The 20,670-nt window shown below is 34.3% G+C and carries 20 protein-coding genes and 1 pseudogene; 10 read left to right on the forward strand and 11 right to left on the reverse strand.

Translation table 11 applies throughout. From position 1 onward, the window contains the following. Nucleotides 1-26: 26 nt before the first annotated feature. On the reverse strand, nucleotides 27-152 hold the full coding sequence (locus ACEWK1_RS00075; RefSeq protein ID WP_257535978.1) for a hypothetical protein: 126 nt from the start codon (nucleotides 150-152) through the stop codon (nucleotides 27-29). Between the two features lie 174 nt (nucleotides 153-326). Between ACEWK1_RS00075 and ACEWK1_RS00080 the strand changes: the two genes are divergently transcribed. Continuing rightward, the gene (locus ACEWK1_RS00080) at nucleotides 327-836 is read left to right on the forward strand and encodes a phosphatase PAP2 family protein (RefSeq protein ID WP_212134684.1); all 510 of its coding nucleotides are present in this window, start codon (nucleotides 327-329) and stop codon (nucleotides 834-836) included. A 295-nt stretch (nucleotides 837-1,131) separates the two neighbouring features. On the opposite strand, the gene ACEWK1_RS00085 is transcribed toward ACEWK1_RS00080, so the two are convergent. After that, nucleotides 1,132-1,692, reverse strand: a complete 561-nt coding sequence (locus ACEWK1_RS00085) for a DUF2179 domain-containing protein (protein WP_121661537.1) — start codon at nucleotides 1,690-1,692, stop codon at nucleotides 1,132-1,134. A gap of 372 nt (nucleotides 1,693-2,064) precedes the next feature. Between ACEWK1_RS00085 and ACEWK1_RS00090 the strand changes: the two genes are divergently transcribed. The 3 genes from ACEWK1_RS00090 to ACEWK1_RS00100 all read left to right on the forward strand — a co-directional run bounded on the left by ACEWK1_RS00090 (nucleotide 2,065) and on the right by ACEWK1_RS00100 (nucleotide 5,091). Further along, a complete protein-coding gene (locus tag ACEWK1_RS00090) occupies nucleotides 2,065-3,354 on the forward strand; it encodes a TrkH family potassium uptake protein (RefSeq protein ID WP_212135147.1) in 1,290 nt (429 codons plus the stop codon). A 105-nt stretch (nucleotides 3,355-3,459) separates the two neighbouring features. Continuing rightward, nucleotides 3,460-4,608: an iron-containing alcohol dehydrogenase gene (locus ACEWK1_RS00095; protein ID WP_212134687.1), complete on the forward strand. Its 1,149-nt coding sequence runs from the start codon at nucleotides 3,460-3,462 to the stop codon at nucleotides 4,606-4,608. Nucleotides 4,609-4,692: 84 nt separating this feature from the next. After that, entirely contained in the window at nucleotides 4,693-5,091 is a 399-nt protein-coding gene (locus ACEWK1_RS00100; protein WP_212134689.1) for an acyl-CoA thioesterase, read from the forward strand. Nucleotides 5,092-5,368: 277 nt separating this feature from the next. On the opposite strand, the gene ACEWK1_RS00105 is transcribed toward ACEWK1_RS00100, so the two are convergent. The 6 genes from ACEWK1_RS00105 to ACEWK1_RS00130 form a co-directional block, all read right to left on the reverse strand. Next, nucleotides 5,369-5,875 (reverse strand): acyl-CoA thioesterase, encoded by a 507-nt coding sequence (locus tag ACEWK1_RS00105; RefSeq protein WP_212134691.1) that lies wholly within the window; start codon nucleotides 5,873-5,875, stop codon nucleotides 5,369-5,371. A 220-nt stretch (nucleotides 5,876-6,095) separates the two neighbouring features. Then, nucleotides 6,096-6,842, reverse strand: coding sequence for a hypothetical protein (locus tag ACEWK1_RS00110; RefSeq protein ID WP_212134692.1), 747 nt, complete (start codon nucleotides 6,840-6,842; stop codon nucleotides 6,096-6,098). A 179-nt stretch (nucleotides 6,843-7,021) separates the two neighbouring features. Then, nucleotides 7,022-7,843 (reverse strand): ammonia-dependent NAD(+) synthetase, encoded by an 822-nt coding sequence (gene nadE / locus ACEWK1_RS00115; RefSeq protein WP_212134693.1) that lies wholly within the window; start codon nucleotides 7,841-7,843, stop codon nucleotides 7,022-7,024. Nucleotides 7,844-7,878: 35 nt separating this feature from the next. Beyond that, entirely contained in the window at nucleotides 7,879-9,351 is a 1,473-nt protein-coding gene (locus ACEWK1_RS00120; protein WP_212134694.1) for a nicotinate phosphoribosyltransferase, read from the reverse strand. A gap of 102 nt (nucleotides 9,352-9,453) precedes the next feature. Beyond that, nucleotides 9,454-10,002, reverse strand: a complete 549-nt coding sequence (locus tag ACEWK1_RS00125; protein WP_212134695.1) for a cysteine hydrolase family protein — start codon at nucleotides 10,000-10,002, stop codon at nucleotides 9,454-9,456. 332 nt (nucleotides 10,003-10,334) lie between these two features. After that, entirely contained in the window at nucleotides 10,335-11,192 is an 858-nt protein-coding gene (locus tag ACEWK1_RS00130; protein WP_212134696.1) for a VOC family protein, read from the reverse strand. A 330-nt stretch (nucleotides 11,193-11,522) separates the two neighbouring features. Between ACEWK1_RS00130 and glnA the strand changes: the two genes are divergently transcribed. The 4 genes and pseudogenes from glnA to ACEWK1_RS00150 all read left to right on the forward strand — a co-directional run bounded on the left by glnA (nucleotide 11,523) and on the right by ACEWK1_RS00150 (nucleotide 15,925). Beyond that, nucleotides 11,523-12,887 carry a type I glutamate--ammonia ligase gene (gene glnA / locus ACEWK1_RS00135; RefSeq protein ID WP_121661547.1) on the forward strand — a complete coding sequence of 455 codons (1,365 nt, stop codon included), beginning with the start codon at nucleotides 11,523-11,525 and terminating at the stop codon, nucleotides 12,885-12,887. A 327-nt stretch (nucleotides 12,888-13,214) separates the two neighbouring features. Continuing rightward, nucleotides 13,215-14,094, forward strand: a pseudogene (locus ACEWK1_RS00140) (DUF4003 family protein). A gap of 160 nt (nucleotides 14,095-14,254) precedes the next feature. Beyond that, nucleotides 14,255-15,676, forward strand: coding sequence for a PAS domain S-box protein (locus tag ACEWK1_RS00145; RefSeq protein WP_212134701.1), 1,422 nt, complete (start codon nucleotides 14,255-14,257; stop codon nucleotides 15,674-15,676). 33 nt (nucleotides 15,677-15,709) lie between these two features. Beyond that, nucleotides 15,710-15,925, forward strand: coding sequence for a hypothetical protein (locus ACEWK1_RS00150; protein WP_212134702.1), 216 nt, complete (start codon nucleotides 15,710-15,712; stop codon nucleotides 15,923-15,925). 299 nt (nucleotides 15,926-16,224) lie between these two features. Here the strand turns inward: ACEWK1_RS00150 and ACEWK1_RS00155 are convergent, their stop codons facing one another. Beyond that, nucleotides 16,225-16,629 carry an Hsp20/alpha crystallin family protein gene (locus ACEWK1_RS00155; RefSeq protein WP_162987301.1) on the reverse strand — a complete coding sequence of 135 codons (405 nt, stop codon included), beginning with the start codon at nucleotides 16,627-16,629 and terminating at the stop codon, nucleotides 16,225-16,227. A gap of 160 nt (nucleotides 16,630-16,789) precedes the next feature. Continuing rightward, nucleotides 16,790-16,936, reverse strand: a complete 147-nt coding sequence (locus ACEWK1_RS00160; RefSeq protein WP_098798285.1) for a small acid-soluble spore protein P — start codon at nucleotides 16,934-16,936, stop codon at nucleotides 16,790-16,792. Between the two features lie 132 nt (nucleotides 16,937-17,068). On the opposite strand from ACEWK1_RS00160, the gene ACEWK1_RS00165 reads away from it, so the two are divergent. Continuing rightward, nucleotides 17,069-17,332 carry a hypothetical protein gene (locus ACEWK1_RS00165; RefSeq protein ID WP_121661552.1) on the forward strand — a complete coding sequence of 88 codons (264 nt, stop codon included), beginning with the start codon at nucleotides 17,069-17,071 and terminating at the stop codon, nucleotides 17,330-17,332. A 43-nt stretch (nucleotides 17,333-17,375) separates the two neighbouring features. On the opposite strand, the gene sspO is transcribed toward ACEWK1_RS00165, so the two are convergent. Continuing rightward, nucleotides 17,376-17,525: a small acid-soluble spore protein O gene (gene sspO / locus ACEWK1_RS00170; protein ID WP_098798283.1), complete on the reverse strand. Its 150-nt coding sequence runs from the start codon at nucleotides 17,523-17,525 to the stop codon at nucleotides 17,376-17,378. Between the two features lie 314 nt (nucleotides 17,526-17,839). On the opposite strand from sspO, the gene acnA reads away from it, so the two are divergent. Continuing rightward, complete coding sequence (gene acnA, locus ACEWK1_RS00175) at nucleotides 17,840-20,566, forward strand: aconitate hydratase AcnA (protein ID WP_416635243.1); 2,727 nt, start codon at nucleotides 17,840-17,842, stop codon at nucleotides 20,564-20,566. The last annotated feature ends 104 nt before the right edge of the window (nucleotides 20,567-20,670 follow it).

Consider the following 20,670-nt stretch of genomic DNA (forward strand, 5'->3'; position numbering starts at 1 on the left):
TGCCTAAGAGGTGACAGCCACTCTTTTTATTTTTTAAGATCCTTTTTTGTTTGTTCACTTCTAATATTAATATCCTTAGAAAACTCAGTATCCTCATTTTTATTGTTAGGATATTTATTTTGACGCTCACGGTTATCATTTCGATTTGTCATAGTATGTACCTCCCTTCAGAGTTAGTCAATCCTATTATGTACAATAAAATTGGCTTTTATATTAACAATAATTATTAAAAATCAAGGGCCCTTACATACTCTTTATTTAAAAGAGGATACTATATTTTAGTTACAAATTTGGCATTCTAGGTGGAATATAAGGGAGACAATAAAATGGATCAGCAGCTCTTTAGATTGATTAATTCTTTAGCAGGTAAAAACCAAACAATCGACCAGGTCATGGTGTTTGCATCAACAAAGTTTAGATATTTGTTTGCTAGTGTTCTTTTGATGATGTTAATTTTGACTCGATCAAGAAAGAAGCTAACATATCAAACTGTCATTTCATTGGTTATTAGTACCAGTGTTAAGGCGTTAATGAATAAGATCAAATATAGGCCAAGACCTTTTGTCACACGCGATGCTAATGTATTACTTCCCTCAAAATTAGATACAACATATTTAAGTAAACATAGTATATTATCATTTGCTGTTTCCACCATGGTTTATCTGTATGATCGAGGAATCGGGAAGATCATGTTGGCTATGTCATTTCTAACTGCAATCTCACGTATCTGGGTAGGCGCCCATTATCCACTTGATGTTGTAAGAAGCTCGATACTAGGTGCATTGATAAGTACATTTGTAAAAAAATGTACGTTCATAAGTTGGAGAGAAGGGTGATGAGAGATCACCCTATTTATATAGATGCCCCAACTTTTTGTTAATAACATTTCTAGGGTTATACCTTAATAATGTTCTTACTAGTCTTCTTAACTTAAGATCCACCAATTTTACATTCCTTTCCTATATAAATACAATAGAATTTTGTCTTTTATCATGATATGTTGGGTTTCGGCAGATGCAAAAGACATATGCCCATAATCTAAAAATTGGAAGATGGTATGTAGAGTTTTTTTATTCAAATAAAAAAGCAAGAGAAGATTAATGAACATCGCTCTCTTGCCATCGTTATTATTTATTTTTCTTCTTGAGCATGCTTCTTTTTAAAGAATGTAACAGCTCTTTTTTTCATGGATTTTGTAAGAAAACCGCCTTTAAATGAACGGATTTCATACGACATTAAAAATGCTTTAGGCTCATGTTGATCGATGATATGAAGTAATTCTTTTTCTCTCGAGCGTTTTGCTACAATGTCTAGGCGGAAACGAGCTGTATTAATTCCTTCTCCTTCAAAGACTGTAACACCAAATCCCGCTGTTCTTAATGCATTCACTAATTCCATATTTTTATCCAATATATTAGCTTGATACGTAATATATCCGATTGCCAATTTTCGTTCTAATGCTCCTCCAAGAAGCAAACCAACGCTAAATCCTACAACGTAAGCCACTATATTGTAGATATTTGATAGGTCTTGAAAAACAAAGATTAAGCTAACAATATAAATAATTCCTTCTAATAATCCAACACCTGCAGCTGATTTCGTTTGATTTTTCACGAGTAAAATTGTTCTGATCGTTAGAACAGGAACATAAATAAGTTGTAAAACAAAAATGAGTAAAGCCTGTAAAAGCATATTTCGTATTTCCCTTCTAAAAAGTAATATCGAAAGCATAACATATTTTCAAAATAAATTTTATGGATTGTGAGCAATTTTTTAAAAATAATCTTAAGGGAATTCTAGGAAAATATATGTCTTATTATTCTACCCCGTTTAAGTTGGGCTGAAACATAAAAATAATATTATTATGTAAACTAGAGCTTGAAATTTTAAAATATTAACAACTATAAAAGTAAACAAAATTAACTATTTTTTTGAGAAGATGGAAGTTTTGAATTATACCTTTTATAATAAAGAAACAAGATATTATTTAAAGGGAGTTTTACTTTGATTAAACAAAGAATAAATTCTTTAAAACCATCACAATTAATCGTTTCATTTTATGTTATGACTGTCTTTATTTCTATATGCTTATTAAGTTTACCAGTTGCGCTTAAGCCGAATGTTAGTTGGTCTTTTCTAGATGTTGTTTTTACTGCAGTAAGTGCTGTTAGCGTAACAGGACTCACAGTTGTTTCAACACCTGATACATTTAGTGTTACTGGTATTTTTATTCTTTTATTTATCCTCCAATTTGGGGGAATAGGGATTATGACATTAGGTACATTTGTTTGGCTAGTCTTAGGGAAAAAAATTGGTCTTAAAGAAAGACAATTAATTATGACTGATCAAAACCAGTCACATTTATCAGGTTTAGTGAAACTGATGAGGCAGATATTGGTTATTATTTTAATTATAGAGGCCATTGGTACTATTATTTTAGGAACCTATTTCCTCTCATATTTCCCTACTTGGCAAGAAGCTTATCTACAAGGGTTATTTGCATCAGTAAGCGCTACGACTAATGCAGGATTTGATATAACGGGAGAATCACTTATTCCATTTGCTCATGATTATTTTGTTCAAACTATTAACATTATCCTTTTAACACTAGGGGCAATTGGATTTCCGGTGTTAATTGAGTGCAAGGACTTTATATTACATAGAAAACAGAATAATAGGAGATTTCGCTTTACTTTATATACGAAATTAACGACAATTACGTTCTTTGCTCTCATGATACTTGGTACAATAGCTATTTTAGCACTTGAAGTAAATCATTTTTTTCAAGATAAATCATGGCATGAATCTTTCTTTTACGCATTCTTTCAATCTTCTTCAACCCGTAATGGTGGTTTGGCCACGATGGATGTTAGTGATTTCTCGGAACCTACATTGCTTATCTTATGCGTTTTAATGTTTATAGGGGCATCACCAAGCTCTGTTGGAGGAGGTGTAAGAACAACAACATTTGCGATTAATTTGTTGTTTTTATTTGCATTTGCAAGGGGATATAAAAATGTTCGCATCTTTAAACGTGAGCTACATGAGGATGATGTAACAAAATCGTTAGTTGTTACGATTATTGCTGTTTTTCTCTGTTTTTTAGCTACGGTCATCCTAATAAGGACAGAATCTTTTTCTCTTATTGAAATACTCTTTGAAGTATGTTCAGCATTTGGGACAACGGGTTTATCAATGGGGATTACAGCTGATCTAAGTCCAGTTGGGAAGATTGTGATCACACTTCTCATGTTTATCGGGCGAATTGGTATTCTATCATTTATCTTTCTAATTAATAAGGGAGATATTGAAACGAATTATCATTATCCAAAGGAAAGAGTTATTTTAGGTTAGATTCACATGAATGAAAAACAAGGGGTACTGTCAATCAATCTACATTTAGAACTTGAATGGTTGGTATTTTAAAACGTTGGGTTAAAGAAGGGGATGGAGAGAAGAATGAACATTTCAATCTTTAGGATGGCAAACAAATTAATTACTGGAAATGGTGCGATAGAAAAGTTAATGGATGAGGTTGTAAGATTACAAATGAAAAATCCATTAATTGTTACAGATAAGGTGCTAGAAACAGTTGGGGTAATCACTCAAATAAAGGATATTTTAAAAAATCATCCTCATGATGTATACACAGGTGTTCAACCTGAACCAGAAATTTCAATAGTTGAAGAGTGTAAACGAATGTTTTTGGATGGAAAGCATGACGGAGTAATCGCCGTAGGTGGTGGAAGTGCAATAGATATCGCTAAAGCTGTTTCGGCCTATGCAAAGATTGATGATCATCTAAAAAGCATATTCGGAACCGATTTAATCCCGGAGAAGGGATTTCCGATTATTGCTATTCCTACAACAGCAGGAACTGGATCTGAGGTAACAAATATATCTATTTTATCTGATAAAGAAGAGCAGTTAAAGAAAGGAATTGTCAGTGATTTTATTTTACCAGATGTTGCAATTGTTGCTCCGGAAATGACGATTACGATGCCAAAGTCAGTCACAGCTGCAAGTGGCATCGATGCACTTGTACACGCAATAGAGGCGTATATTTCTGTAAACGCTTCACCGATTACTGATGCTCTAGCTATTCATGCGATCAAGTTAATTTCAACAAATCTACCGAAAGCTTATGCAAATCCTGCTAATATACAGGCAAGGGAACAAATGGCAACAGCTAGCCTTATGGCGGGTATGGCATTTGGAAATGCAGGAGTTGGAGCAGTTCATGCCCTTGCTTACCCACTTGGAGGACGTTTCCATATTCCGCATGGAGTAAGTAACGCGCTATTACTACCATATGTTATGGAGTGGAATAAAATAAGTTGCTTGGACCGTTTTCGAGAAATTGCAGTTGCATTTGGTGAAAATGTTCAGGACTTAACTGATCGTGAAGCAGCGGATAAGGCTGTTTTTGCAATGGATTATTTATGTCGTGCTGTAAATATTCCAAAGGGGCTACGTTCCTTCCAAATACCAGAATCAGCGATAATTGATATGGCAGAGGACGCAAGTAAAATTGATCGCCTTCTTAAAAATAATCCAAGGGTGTTCTCAAAACAAGAAATAGAGGAAATTTACCGGTCAGCTTACTGAGTAATCTTTGATAGTTTTTGATTTTTTAAGGTTTACTCGTTTAAAAGTTATGATAATAGTCACTTAGTTGGAGGTCGATTTTAAGTGTTCAAAACAATTATAGAGCCAAGGGTTTCTGAAACAGATGGGGTAGGTCATATAAATAACACAACCATTCCTATATGGTTTGAAGCTGGGCGAAATCAATTATTCAAGTTATTCACTCCTGATAGCACATTTGAAAATTGGAAAATGATTATTCTTAATATGAATGTAGACTTTGTTCACCAAATATACTTTGGTCAAAATGTTGAGGTCTATACATGGATTAAAAAAATAGGAAATAGTAGCTTAGAATTGTATGAAGAAATACATCAAAATGGGAGAATCTGTGCAAAAGGTACAGCTGTTTATGTGAATTTTAATAAAGATAAACAAAAATCAGAGTCTATCTCAGAAGAATCAAAAAACATTCTACTTCATCATATTTATGAAGGAAATTAGCCAACCATTTGCTAATACTAGTTTCATAAAGTCTTCATGATATAGCTTTTTTCATGATTTTAAAAAAAGACAATTATAAGTATTAAATTATATTAATTATAAATAAGTATTGATTTTTATTTAATAGATGTTATTATAATAAAGAAGACAATCATTCACATACTATTCTCATTTTATTCTCAAACAAACTATTCTCAAAAAACTATTCTCAAAAAAAGCATCCGATGGATGCTTTTTTTGATGAGTAATGGATATAATGCTACATGCAGTACAAGATTTACAATGTCACAACGTTTGCAAAAGCTTCACTATGCTCTCGTCGCTCTTTACGAACATTTCTTCTTTGTTGTGCTGTATTAAATAGCATAACTTCTTCATCTGATTCTGGTATAACCTGTGGGACTTGTTCTGGCTTTCCTTTCTCATTAAGTGCAACAAAAGTTAGAAACGAAGTGGCAGCAAGTCGTCGCTCACCAGTTTTAAGATCTTCAGCAATGACTTTCACAAAAACTTCCATAGATGAGCGGCCAACTGAGGAAACATATGATTTTAAGCTGACCGAGTCACTTTGACGAATAGGGATTAGGAAGTCAACTGAGTCTGTAGAGGCAGTAACAACTTCACAACGTGAATGCATCGCTGCTGATATGGATGCCACATCGTCAATATAACTCATTAACTTTCCACCAAAAAGTGTATTATGGTTATTTGTATCTAAAGGAAAAACTCTGCTTGTTTTAATGACAAGAGATTCCTTACATGTTTTTGCAGTTAATTCAGTCATATTCATCTCTCCTGACTTTTTTGTCCTTTTCATATAACCATTATTGTTTTTTCGGATTCGAAACGTCAATTTTATTGTTTGGTTTTCTTACACCTTCTATTATTATGTTTTATTAGAAAGATAGCTGTAACCCCTCTAACTAGTTTACATAACTTAATTATTGTGAATTCATTCTTCTTTGATTATTAAAAAAACCCTGCTATTATGGCAGGGGTAACTATTAATGATTAAAATGCTTATCAATAAAAGTGCATATAGTTTTAATTGTTTTTTCCTTAAAAAGGTTAGGAACTGACTCATCATTAGGGCTACGATAATAGAATTCATTTTCTATTTGATTATGATGATATCCTAGAGAAATGAGGTTTTTTTTAAGTTCATCTGGAAATTCAGTTAATCCAGTAATTGAGGTGAAAAGTGAAGTGGGGTAGACCTTCACATCAATGTCACCTTTTCCAGTGTATATTACTACAAGATCATGATCGTTTTTTATCAGCCATTGACTTTTTGTATAAAGAGATATACGGGCATGTTCAAGTGAAGAAATACCTGGTAGATTGATTCCATATACAAGGTTTACAGTCCGAACCAAATCCTCAGGCGAATAGTTTGGAATCATACTTAGATAAAGATCCATAACTTCTGCCTTCTTTAACGTCATAATGTGTCGGTCAGTTTCATAAGAACGTGCTTTTTGATCTAAAGCTTTTGTAACTCCAGTCATAATTTCTTCAGCATAGACCGAAAGCTTAGCACCTTCACCGTCATTAGAAATCTCGATTAAATTTAACCCAAATATATCTTTAATAGCTTCCCTGAACGTTGTTCCAGTTAATGTAATGTTTGGGTCGCTGAAGAAAGTATTTAATATATCCATTTTTGAAGGTTTGTTTATTTCACGGTCATTAAAAGTATAAGTCCTATTTCTTAATCCCAAAAAGGGTAGTATGTTTTTTCTGCGTTTCATTTTTCAATGTCCACCTTAATATTAAACATTAATACCTATAGTTTAATCAATTAACGAGATGAATTCTATTAAAAAATTCAAGTTAGTCACATTTTATTTCAATCTTTGCGAAAATGTGACAATTTTTGAATGTGTTGAGAAACAATAACCCCCCTGAATAGAAACTCAGGGGGGTTATTTTATTTTTTCCACCATGTATCAAACATTGAAGCCGGAACTTCACGTTTATGTTGTGTAATCATATAGCGCTTTTCAATTTTTTCAGCTACCTCAGGATCAACCTGCATTCCTTCCAAATAATCGTCCAACTGATCATAACTGATGCCGAGTTCGGTTTCATCAGCTTGAAGTGGTGTTTGATCTAATAGATCAGCCGTAGGAGTTTTTAAATAAAGACGTTCAGGTGCATTTAATTCTTGTAATAAACTTCTTCCTTGGCGTTTCGTTAAACCTGTTAACGGTAATAAATCAGCTCCACCATCTCCATACTTAGTGAAAAAGCCTGTTACAGCTTCAGCAGCATGATCGGTACCGATTACAAGTAATCCGTCTTGACCGCCAATCGCATATTGTGTAATCATTCGTGTTCGAGCTTTTACATTTCCTTTGTTAAAATCAGAAAGGGCTTCACCCATAGTTTTTTTATAAGAATCAGTAAAGGCATCGACACTGCTTGATATATCAAAAGCAACACTTTTGTCAGGTTGTATAAAAGAAAGGGCTAATTGTGCATCTTCTTCATCCTTTTGAATACCATATGGAAGTCTTACTGCAGTAAAGCTTGCATCATACCCTTCATTTCTTAATTCTTCTACAGCAAGCTGTGCTAAACGACCAGAAAGGGAAGAGTCCTGCCCACCGCTTATTCCTAGAACAAATCCTTTTGCTCCCGTCATCTTTAAATAGTCCTTTAAAAATGTGATCCGTGCACTAATCTCTTCTTTTGGGTTTATGGTTTCTTTTACATGTAACTCGTTCATGATTTTCTTTTGTAAGCTCATAACGTAAAACCTCCATGCCTGTTTCTTTGGTATCCCTAGTTTTTCATTATCATTTCAGATACCTTTTGTTTTACTTCTTCAATATTTTGCATTTTATTTTCCCAACATGCTTGACTAAGATCAACAGGATATTCCTCAGGATGTAGAGCACGCTTATATTCATCCCAAAGTAACTCTAAATTTTCTATTGTATAGTTTTGCATTTCTTTAAGGGATGGAGTCTCATACACAAGTTTTCCGTTATCAAAGATCTTATGATGAAGCTCCTTTGCTTCAAAGTTTGTAACAAATTTACTTACGAATGTATGAATAGGGTGGAACATTTTTAGCTTTTCTTCATTTTCCGGTTGTTCATGTTGGAGTGTAATATAGTCTCCTTCAGATTTATGATTTAATGTATTGATTATTCGATACACCTTTTTAAGACCTGGAGTTGATACCTTTTCCGGGTTGCCACTTATTTTGATCGTATCGACCATTTGCCCGTTTTCATCCTCAATTGAAGCTAGTTTATAAACTGCACCTAGAGCAGGTTGGTCAAAGGCGGTAATTAGCTTCGTACCAATTCCCCAAACATCAATTTTTGCTCCTTGAGATTTAAGGTTTATGATTGTTGATTCATCTAAATCATTAGATGCAATAATTTTTGTGGAATGGAAACCAGCTTTGTCAAGCATCTTTCTTGCTTCCTTTGAAAGGTAAGCAAGATCACCACTATCAAGACGGATCCCTTTGAACTCAATTTGATCTCCTAGTTCTTTTGCAACTTTAATGGCATTCGGAACTCCCGACTTTAATGTATCGTAAGTATCCACCAAGAAAACACATTCTTTATGTCTTCGGGCGTATTTATGGAAGGCGATGTATTCATCTTTATAAGCTTGAACGAACGCATGTGCGTGGGTACCTGAGACAGGGATACCAAAAAGCTTTCCAGCTCTTACATTTGAAGTGGCATTAAAACCGCCGATAAATGCTGCTCTAGTTCCCCAAATAGCGGCATCTAATTCATGAGCACGACGTGTACCGAACTCCATTACCGTGTCATCACCGGCAACATGCTTGATCCGAGCTGCTTTTGTAGCAATTAAAGTCTGGTAGTTTACGATGTTTAAGAGGGCAGTTTCAATCAATTGAGCCTCAGCTAAAGGAGCCTCAACTCGAATGATTGGTTCATTGCCAAACACCATTTCTCCTTCTTTAACGGAATAAACATTGCCAGTGAAACGAAGCTGACTTAAATAATCTAAAAAGTCATCCTTGTACCCTAACTCATCACGCAAATAAGTAATATCAGTTTGAGAAAATGAAAATTGCTCCAAGTACTGAATGATTCTTTCTAAACCAGCAAAAATACCAAATCCATTTCCAAAAGGCAGTTTTCTAAAGTATACTTCAAAAACAGCCTTTCGCTGATGAATGGAATCTTCCCAATAAGATTCAGCCATGTTTATTTGATAAAGATCAGTATGTAATGCTAAACTATCGTCATCATTATATGTGTTCATTTTTTGTCCTCCAGTGTAAGTTCAATTTTTCACAAAGGCCGGTATATACGGCAAAGGAGGGATTATCATATCCGATTATTAGGTTCATGGTTGTGTATAATTCTATAGAACTTTTGCATTTAAACAGGAAGAAAAATGCTGTAACGCCCAGTCATGACCTTGTTGATTAAAGCTAGCAACAGCTTCTTTATATACAACAATTGAAAATCCCTTATTATAAGCATCAACTGCTGTGTGTAATATACAAATATCTGTACATACACCAACTAAGTGAAGCTCCGTTATTCCACGTTCCTTAAGTTTAATTTCAAGATCAGTGCCGGCAAAAGCACTGTAACGCGTTTTGTCCATCCAATAAACATTTAGATTATCTTTATTTGTTATGTATAATTCTTGTAGTTTTCCATATAGGTTTCTGCCTTCTGTATGACGAATATTATGTGGTGGAAATAATTTTGTTTCTGGATGGAATTGATCATCTTTTTCATGCAAATCAACTGCGAATACAACAAATTCATCGTTATGAATAAACTGTTGTGTTAAATCGACAAGCTTAGTTTCAATGTCTTGACCAGGTTGACCACATGTTAATGCGCCATGATCAGCGATAAAGTCAACTGTGTAATCAATGGCAATTAAAGCTCTTTTCATGGTTCATACCCCCTCTATAGTATGAGAAACAATTCGAGTTGTAAATGATTTCAGCAAGGAAAGTTTGTCACTTATACTTATCATAAGTATATCAATTTAACGAGTAAATGATTATGTTTAATTTTACACAATCTCTATAATTTAGCAAATAAGGGAAAGAAGGGGAGGGGACAAAATAACCAATACGATCAGGTACTGGTTATTTTTAATTTTTGAGATAAAGATTTTACGATTATACCAAGTTGACCTAATTAAGAATCTTGGTTGGAGTAGAAGTACAACAAGTTAAGAGGTGAAGAAAAAATCGTTATTGATTTACTAGCAAAATTAACTCACTTATCTTCTATTGAAAAGATTAATTTATTATTTGATGGATCACTTACAATAAAATCATTTTCTTGTTGTGTATAATTTGTTCCGAAAGTTTTTAATCTTGTTAGAGCAGACTGTCTTGTTTCTTCATTCGGAAACAACAAGGTAAAAGATTTCATACCTAGTTCATTTTCAAATGGAGAAGGGCTTCCTGCACTATGCCACGTATTTAATCCAATATGATGATGATATCCACCGGTTGAAATAAACAAGGCTTGTAATCCATAGCGGTTTACTGAATTAAACCCAATTAAACGATAAAAGTCCTCAGATTTCTTAATATTTGAAACTTGTAAATGTATGTGCCCCATAATCGTTTGAGGTGAAATATTCGTAAAAGGTACATCACTTTTTTCTAATAACAGGCTTTGTGTATCTAATCGATTTGTTGCCATTTCAATCGTTCCGTCAACCTTTTTCCAATTATCCTGTGAGCGGTCAGCATATAACTCAATACCATTGTTATCTGGATCTGCTAAATAAATGGCTTCACTAACAAGGTGATCTGACGCACCTTGAAGTGGATAGCCAGAACTTATTAAATGGTAAAAAACATTCGCTAACTCCGTTCGGTTAGGAAGAAGAAGAGCGAGGTGATATAACCCTGTTTTTCTGCCGGAATTAGCAATGGCTGAATCAATTTCTTCTATAGTAATTAACGGTTTAACTCCATCTGCAGTTAGACACACTATTTTCTCTGATTTGTTAAGAACAGATAAACCGATCATTCTTTTATAAAAAGAAAGAGAATGATCCAAGTCGCTAACCTTTAAATGGACATGTGACACATAAATATTAGGCGATGTATGAAAGCCCATTAATATCCCTCCACGATTACTTACTTTTTGTAAGTAGTATATTGTTCATAAAGATAAATCGTCAAGCAAAATACATTAGGAAGATATGAGTATTGATTTATTAGTTAGTTTGTATAAATATTAGTATTTTATAACAATTAATGCTTTGTTAGTTTCTTTAATTGTATAAAAATAGTAATCTTTTAGAAGAAATTAGCATGTAAGCGGTTACTCATAAAATTTTATAAAAATACAGAAAATTTAGCGGAAAAACTCTTGTCAAAATATGAAACTTTCAATATAATAAAGTCATGTTATAAAAAACGACATAGAAATGAGAGGTTATCTAACATGAGTGAAGCGGTTATTTCAAAAGGTAAAAATGAGACGGAAATTCTTGCACAAATTAAAGAAATCATTAGCTCAAAAAGTGTAGAGCTTATCCATCTACAATTCGTAGATATAGAGGGTATTTTAAAAAGCGTAACTGTAACAGTTGAGCAATTTGATGATGTTGTTGCAGGGAAACAAATGTTTGACGGTTCATCTGTAAAAGGTTTCTCTCCAATTAATAAGTCAGACTTATACTTACAACCAGATTTAACAACTTTTGCAGTATTACCATGGTCTGTTGAAGAAGGTTACTCAGAAGCACGTTTCCTTTGTTCAGCAGTGAACCCAGACGGAACTCTTTTCGAAGGTGATACACGAAATGTGTTAAAAAAGACTGTTGAACGTGCAGCTGACAAAGGCTACACAATCTCAGTTGGTCCAGAATTAGAATTCTTCTTATTTAAAACAGATGCGGATGGAAATCCAACTCAACAATTAGATGATAACGGTGGTTATTTTGAGCCTTCACCAAAAGACCTAGGTGAGCGTGTACGTTTAGAAATCTATCGTGCATTAAAAGCAATGGGCTTCACGATTGAAGCATCTCACCACGAAGTTGCGGAAGGTCAACATGAAATCAACTTCAAATATGCTGATGCTTTAGGTGCAGCTGATTTATCTACCACTTATAAATGGGTTGTTAAAACAATTGCTCAAAAGTTTGGTTTACACGCAACATTTATGCCAAAACCTGTTTTCGGTATTAATGGTTCAGGAATGCACGTTAACATGTCATTTTTCAAAGATGGAGAAAATGCATTCTATAATGAAGCTGATGAATTACAATTATCAGATGAAGCATATTCATTTATCGCTGGATTAGTTGATAATGCTAAGAATATTGTTGCTGTTACAAATCCACTAGTAAACTCTTATAAGCGTTTAGTTCCAGGATATGAAGCACCTTGCTATATTGCATGGTCTGCATCTAACCGATCAGCTTTAATCCGTATTCCAGCTAAAAAAGGTATGGCAACTCGCGTAGAGCTTCGTTGTCCAGATCCATCTGCAAACCCATACTTAACATTCGCGATTATCGCATCTGCTGGTTTAGAAGGAATTGAAAAAGGCTTAAAGGCTCCAGCTTCTATCAATGAGGATATCTTCCACATGACAGAAGAGCGTCGTGAAGAATTGGGTATTGAAAATCTTCCGGGAAGCCTAGAAAAAGCAATTGCAGAATTACAAAACGGAGAAATTGGCCGTAAAACATTAGGTGAGCACGTATACGGTGAATACCTATCTGCTAAAAAAGCAGAATGGGATAGCTATCGTACAGCTGTTCACTCTTGGGAAATCGATAACTATCAATCTAAATTTTAATATAAGCTGTTGTAAAAAGCCGGGTGAGAGATCACCTGGCTTTTTTTAGTGCCTGTCACTACCCGGTTTTTGTCGAATTGCGTCCATTTTAATAAATGGAGGATTGCTCATTAGAGTAGTCTTGTAAAATAATAATATTATGTAAACAATAACTCTTTGGGGTACAATGAAACTTTTTTTCTGTAATGCCGTACTAATAGTATTAATTTATGAAATGGCGGGATATACTTGTTAAATTCTTATCTTGAGAACAGCATAACTAATTACAAAAGTGTTTTTACTAGTTTAAAGGATTCTTATAAATGGCATGCAGATGACAAAATTCTTATGTTAGTTTCAACGATGTATATCATAAATGATAAAAACTTTGATATAGAAAGATACAGTCATATAGCCGATTACATAAAAGCAAATGTTGGTTTCTTTTCTTATTTAAAATCAACACACAACAGCTGCTACACTCGATTTAATGACTTCAGACCCAAAAGAAGGTTTTGGAAAGTTATTAAATATATATGAAAAATTAATTCAAGAAGGGTTTTCTAGAACAACCTTTACCTATATTGCGGCTGGAACTTTATTAAAGCTTGATGATTCAAAGATTGATGTTTACATAAAGAAGTCCTTTGATATATTTAGAGGAATGAAGGAAAAGCATTTCTTTTTAACAGGATCAGGTGATTATCCTTTAGCAACTTTGCTTTCACAAACTGGAGAGGAAGTATCCTGTTCAATTGAACGAATGGAAAAGTATTATCAAGAATTACATAAAAATGGATTTTACCGTGGGGATTCTTTACAGTTTTTAAGCCATATTTTAGCTTTAGATCCCAATTTAGAAAAAGAAAACTTAGCCCACAAGTGTTTGGATGTGAAGGAGCTTCTTATTAACAATGGTATCAAAGTTAAAACAGCGTATTATCCTTACGTTGGAATCTTAGCATTGTTAGAACAACCTGGAAATTATATACAAACAATTAAATTAATATATGACCAATTAAATTCTGATAAAAAATTTAAATGGCAAAAGGATATTAATTTTATGGTGGCTATTGTATTCCTATTAAAAGAAAAAACCGAATTTGGAGACTTAGTAACAACAGGAATGATTACATCAATTGAATCGATTCTTCAAGCGCAGCAAGCAGCGATGATTGCAAGTGTGTCAGCTGCTACTGCAGCTTCTTCTTCATCTAGTGGAGGATAATAATGTAAAAAACAAGAATGATTCATTCCTATGCAAAATCTATGATATTGTTGAATGAATTTGTTCTAAACACAAAATTCATGGTTATTCGACTAAAAAATTGCTATAGTAGATATAGTGGTAGTTTATTACATTATTAGTAAGTGAAGGTCGGATGCAAATGATGTTACAATCATCTATTTTAGAAAAAGTTTTTATGCAATCAACAATTCCTCAAATGATTTTTGAATATAATTTAAAGAAAAATGTTGCTAATATAGCATTTTTTGATTTTATTGGATACTCTAAAGAAGAGTGGGATGAGTTATCTATTGAAGAAGTTTCACACCCCGAAGACTATGAGTTAGATATGCAGCTTTATCATGAAGTGTATACTGGAAAACGTGAGTCCTATCAAATGGAAAAACGGTATTTCCATAAATCAGGTGAAATTATATGGGGATCTTTACATGTAACGGCAATCAATGATCCTATGACAAATAATAAATACTTTTTAGCTCAGGTATTTGATATTACAGAACAAAAAAACCTTGAAAGGGTTTTGACGCATAACGAACAAAAATATAAATTGTTAGCTGATCATTCATCTGATATTATCGGCTTGTATTTGCCTGATGGGAGGTTTTTGTATACATCTCCGTCAATTACTCAGATTTTAGGATATGAGGATGATGAATTATTGGGAGAACTTCCGTATAGCTTTATACATCCTGATGATATTTCATTTGTTGAAAAAAAACATAAATCTCTTGTAGAGAGTAAACAGCCCGTGTTAGTTACTTATCGCTTCAGACATAAAGATGGAACTTACATTTGGGTGGAATCTAACTTAAGATCTGTAATAGATGAGCAAACTGGCAAGATTACAGGTATGATTGCAATTTCCAGAGATATTAGAAGTAGGCTTGAACAAGATAAACTTCTACATAGATCAGAAAAAATGGCTGTTGTTGGACAACTGGCTGCGGCTGTAGCACATGAAATTCGTAACCCGTTAACATCAGTTAAAGGATTTATTCAACTTTTTTCTGAAACAAAACAATGTAATGAGGAATACATGAATATTGTTCTTAATGAGTTAGATCGTGTTGAAGATATTATTTTTGAATTTTTAACTTTAGCACGTTCACACCAAGAGAAAGTGGAAACGATAAAGGTTGATGAGTTACTGAAACAAGTCATTCAATTGTTACAAACTCAGGCCATATTAGTTAATAAAGAAATAAATTTTTTGGTTGAATCGAACATTCCTCCCGTAGAAGGAGATTCCAACAAGTTAAAACAGGTATTTTTTAATATTATACAAAATGCCTTGGATGCGATTGATGAGAAAGGGGTTGTTTTCGTTAGACTCTATTCTAACGATTCCCGAGTATGCATGGAATTTATTGATAATGGTTGTGGAATTCCGGAGGACCGACTTGAAAATATCGGTGAGCCCTTTTATTCAACAAAAGAAAAGGGGACGGGAATGGGATTAATGACCAGCTATAAAATTATCGAAAACCATAAAGGGAAGATTGGTATTGATTCGACTGTCGGGAAAGGAACAACGGTAAGTGTTTCACTACCTTTGTCATAATCCTGAATTTGAAATAGAGGAGAGGTGCTTCTCGTGTTATATGTTGTTTTGGATTTAGGGTGTGCAGAGTGCGGAGAAAGCTCGAATGTCGTTGGGATTTTTACAAGTTTGGAAAAAGCAAAAGCTGCTAGAGATGAATATAAAGAATTGAATTCTTTAGATGAGTATTCTGATCATGAATTCTTTATATATGAAATCGATAAGGTAGATAAAATTTTCAACAATAGTTTTGAACATCTTGTGGAATAAGAAACAATTGTCCTTTTTCATCATATATTGATTGAAAAAGGGGAATGTAAGATGGTGAAATATTATTGCTCCAGATGCATGTTGTTAAATGATGAGCGCAGTTCCTGTGTTAAATGCGGAAACTTAGAATTAAAACATTTAACAATAAGTGTTCAAAATCAAAAGGAAAAGAAAGAGTAGAAATTTTCAAACTCACTTCCTTATATACATTAAGGTTCTCCTAATAAATGGGGGACCTTTTTAATTGTAGTCAAAGAAAGAATGGACATGGCTGATGAAAGGGAGCGTTTACAAATGTATCAGCCAATGATGTTTATACAACTAGAGGAACTTTCAGAATCTGAGGTTTTCGAAATTTTTATTTCCAGTACTCCATTCGTAAATGTTGCTGTAATTTGTTTTTTTTCAATTCTATATGGGAGAACAATTTTTCTAGTTACTTCATTAGTTTCATGATTTTCTGCTTTATTTTCCTTTATTACTTTAATTGTAATCTGTTCTTGACTAACGTGTATGTTGATGTTTTCTTTTTTTATATTCTCTCCAATTTCTCCCTCGATGATAAACTGATCACTAGTCTCAAATAAATCAACTCGAAACGTGTGCTCATCCAGCAAGCTTGTAAACGGATCAGTGAAAAATTGAGTCATCCACTCTTCTATACCTTTAATGTTCATTGGATTAGAACACTTTCTAATATTCATGTTTATTGACCTCCATAGACGTAGCGTACATAATAAAACATAGGTCCCCTTAACCTTTAAATTATTCACAAAATGATTTTTGGTGAAGGGGAATTGTCCAATGGATATCAAAAATAAGTAAAACGAGGAAATAAAAAAGGAATGGGGAGACCCATTCCTTTTACATATCATGACCTTGATTATTCTTTTGGCGAGTATGGTTTGCATTTTTTACTTTTTTAGAACCGTCTAATGGTTCTGGTTGCCCTGGATTGTTTCCTTTTGGAGCATTTTTGCGAATATCTTTTCCTGTATTTTTGTTCGTCATCAATATCCCTCCTCTTTATCTATATCATGAGTCAAATGTCATAAAAAAATGCTGAACAAATATGAATAAATTTTAGTTAATAACGAATCCTAATATATGGTTTAAGATGATACCTGAAAGGAATGTGAAGATATGCCTTATAATAAGGATAAGCAACAATCGTTTCAAGCCGCACAGCAGGGAGCTGAGGAAGCTTTTGATGTTTATGATAATCTTGTAAGAGACGGTGCTGACTACGGACATCAATTGAAACATTTAGCAGAAGAAGTAAACGAGGCTTATCAGCAAATTAATAATGCGCTGGAAAATGCTTCAGAAACACAAAGAAATAGACTTGAACAATATCAGCGAGATCTTCAACAAATTGTTCAAGAAGTAAATCAAACAGAACATTAAAAAACGACGGTGATTCCGTCGTTTTTTGTCTTCGTAAGAAAAATTATTGATTTTTCTTTCTTTTCTTATTGTTCTGTCTTTGTGCAGCTGTTAAAGGCTCATTTTGAAGTTCTTCATTGTATCCAGTGCCAACTCCTTGAGCGCTTGCATCATTCATACCCATTCTAACATGATTTGCTTTACGTTTAGCCATTATTTCCTTCACCTCCCGATAAAATTAGCTTGTCACATTTGATAAAATTGCATGCAAACTCAGTGACAGGTAAAAAAATGACAGAAAAAATATTTAAAAAATGTTAAAGTTACTATACTATTTCCCTCAAAATTTGATATAGTAAAAAAGTAAAACTAGTACGCTTTCATAAGAATAACTTATACATATCAATAACATCATTGTTATTTACTTATGTTACTAGTTGTATTAATATTAAATTGTGAAAATTATTAAAAATGGGGTAACATCCTTCGACAAGAGTCGATCCTTGATCTTACTAAGGGGGAGAATTAATGACTAATCAAGTGACTACAAAAAACGATGTTTTCCAATCACGTAAAAGCTTTACGGTTGATGGAAAGACCTACAACTACTATTCTTTACAAGCATTAGAAGATGCTGGAATTGGTAACGTTTCACGTTTACCATATTCAGTTAAAGTTCTTTTAGAATCTGTGCTACGTCAAGTAGATGGCAGAGTGATTACAAAAGAACATGTTGAAAACTTAGCTAAATGGGGAACAAGCGAACTAAAAGATATCGATGTTCCATTTAAACCATCTCGTGTTATCCTACAAGACTTCACTGGTGTACCGGCTGTTGTTGACTTAGCTTCATTACGTAAAGCAATGGCAGATATGGGTGGAGATCCTGATAAGATTAATCCAGAGATTCCAGTAGACCTTGTTATTGACCACTCTGTACAGGTTGACCGCGCTGGAACAGCTGATGCACTTCAATTCAATATGGATCTTGAATTCGAACGTAATGCTGAGCGTTATAAATTCTTAAGCTGGGCTAAAAAATCTTTTGATAACTATCGTGCTGTACCACCTGCAACAGGTATTGTACACCAAGTTAACTTAGAGTACTTAGCAAATGTTGTTCACGCTGTACAAAACGAAGTTGGTGAATTTGAATCATTCCCAGATTCATTAGTTGGAACTGACTCTCATACAACAATGATCAATGGTATCGGGGTTCTTGGATGGGGTGTTGGTGGTATCGAAGCGGAAGCTGGTATGCTAGGACAACCATCATATTTCCCAGTGCCTGAAGTAATTGGTGTTAAATTAACTGGTGAACTTCCAAACGGTACAACTGCTACTGACTTAGCGTTAAAAGTAACTCAAGTATTACGTCAACAAGGTGTTGTTGGTAAATTCGTTGAGTTCTTTGGTCCTGGTGTAGCACAATTACCACTTGCAGATCGTGCAACAATTGCAAATATGGCACCTGAATATGGCGCTACTTGTGGTTTCTTCCCAGTTGATGAGGAAGCTCTTAACTACATGCGCTTAACTGGTCGTGATGAAGAGCAAATTAAAGTAGTTGGCGAATACTGTAAAGCAAATGGACTATTCTTCACACCTGAAAATGAAGACCCAATCTTCACGAAGGTTGTCGAAATTGATCTTTCTGAAATTGAAGCAAATCTTTCTGGTCCTAAACGTCCACAAGATTTAATTCCACTTTCAGCTATGAAAGAAAAATTCCACGAGCATTTAGTAGCTCCAGCTGGAAACCAAGGATTCGGATTAGAAAAATCTGAACTTGACAAAAAAATCACTGTGAAATTCAAAAATGGTGATGAAACAAGCATGAAAACTGGTGCCATTGCAATTGCTGCGATCACTAGTTGTACAAATACATCAAACCCTTACGTACTAGTAGCTGCAGGTCTTGTTGCGAAAAAAGCAACAGAATTAGGCTTAGAAGTTCCTAAATATGTAAAAACATCATTAGCTCCAGGTTCTAAAGTTGTTACAGGTTACCTGGAAAATTCTGGACTACTTCCACACCTAGAGCAACTTGGTTTTAACACAGTTGGTTATGGTTGTACAACATGTATCGGTAACTCAGGTCCACTTGCCGATGAAATCGAAGAAGCTGTAGCTGCTAACGATTTATTAGTAACATCTGTACTATCTGGTAACCGTAACTTTGAAGGTCGTATTCACCCGCTAGTAAAAGGAAACTACCTTGCATCACCACCATTAGTTGTGGCTTATGCATTAGCAGGTACTGTTGATATCGATCTACAAAACGATTCACTAGGTAAAGACAAAGATGGTAAAGATGTATACTTTAGCGACATCTGGCCAACTACAAATGAAATTAATGAAGTTGTTAATAAGACTGTAACTCCTGAACTATTCAGAAAAGAATATGATCAAGTATTCGATGATAACGAACGTTGGAATGCAATCGAAACAACTGACGAAGCTTTATATGTATGGGATGATTCATCAACATACATCCAAAACCCTCCATTCTTTGAAGGTTTAGAAGCTGAGGCAGGAAAAGTAGAAACGCTAAAAGGGTTACGTGTTGTTGCTAAATTTGGTGACTCTGTAACAACAGATCACATTTCTCCTGCTGGTTCTATCGGTAAAGATACACCTGCTGGTCGTTACCTACAAGAGAATGGTGTAACACCAAGAGAATTTAACTCTTATGGTTCACGTCGTGGTAACCACGAAGTTATGATGAGAGGTACATTTGCAAACATTCGTATTAAAAACCAAATCGCTCCTGGTACTGAAGGTGGATATACGACTTACTGGCCAACTGGCGAAGTTAAATCAATCTATGATGCATGTATGGATTACAAACAAGATGGTACAGGACTTGTTGTTTTAGCTGGTAATGATTACGGAATGGGAAGCTCACGTGACTGGGCAGCTAAAGGTACAAACCTTCTTGGAATTAAAACAGTTATTGCACAAAGCTTCGAGCGTATTCACCGTAGTAACCTAGTGCTAATGGGTGTTCTTCCTCTTCAATTCAAAGAAGGAGAAAGTGCTGAATCATTAGGCTTATCTGGTAAAGAAACAATTGAAGTTGAAATTGATGAAAATGTTAAACCACGTGATTTTGTTAAAGTTACTGCTACTGATGAAGCTGGTAATAAGAAGGAATTTGAAGTATTAGTTCGTTTCGATAGTGAAGTTGAAATTGACTACTATCGTCATGGCGGAATCCTTCAAATGGTATTACGTGATAAGTTGAAAGGCTAATTATGATTAGTAATGAAAAGGGAACGGTTATCCGTTCCCTTTTTGTATGTGCTCCCAGAACGGTGATTGGACTACAAGCCCACGTTATTCATCGTTATCTTTGT

Origin of the sequence: Metabacillus sp. YM-086, from assembly GCF_048059995.1 — a bacterium.
GTDB lineage: Bacteria > Bacillota > Bacilli > Bacillales > Bacillaceae > Metabacillus > Metabacillus litoralis_B.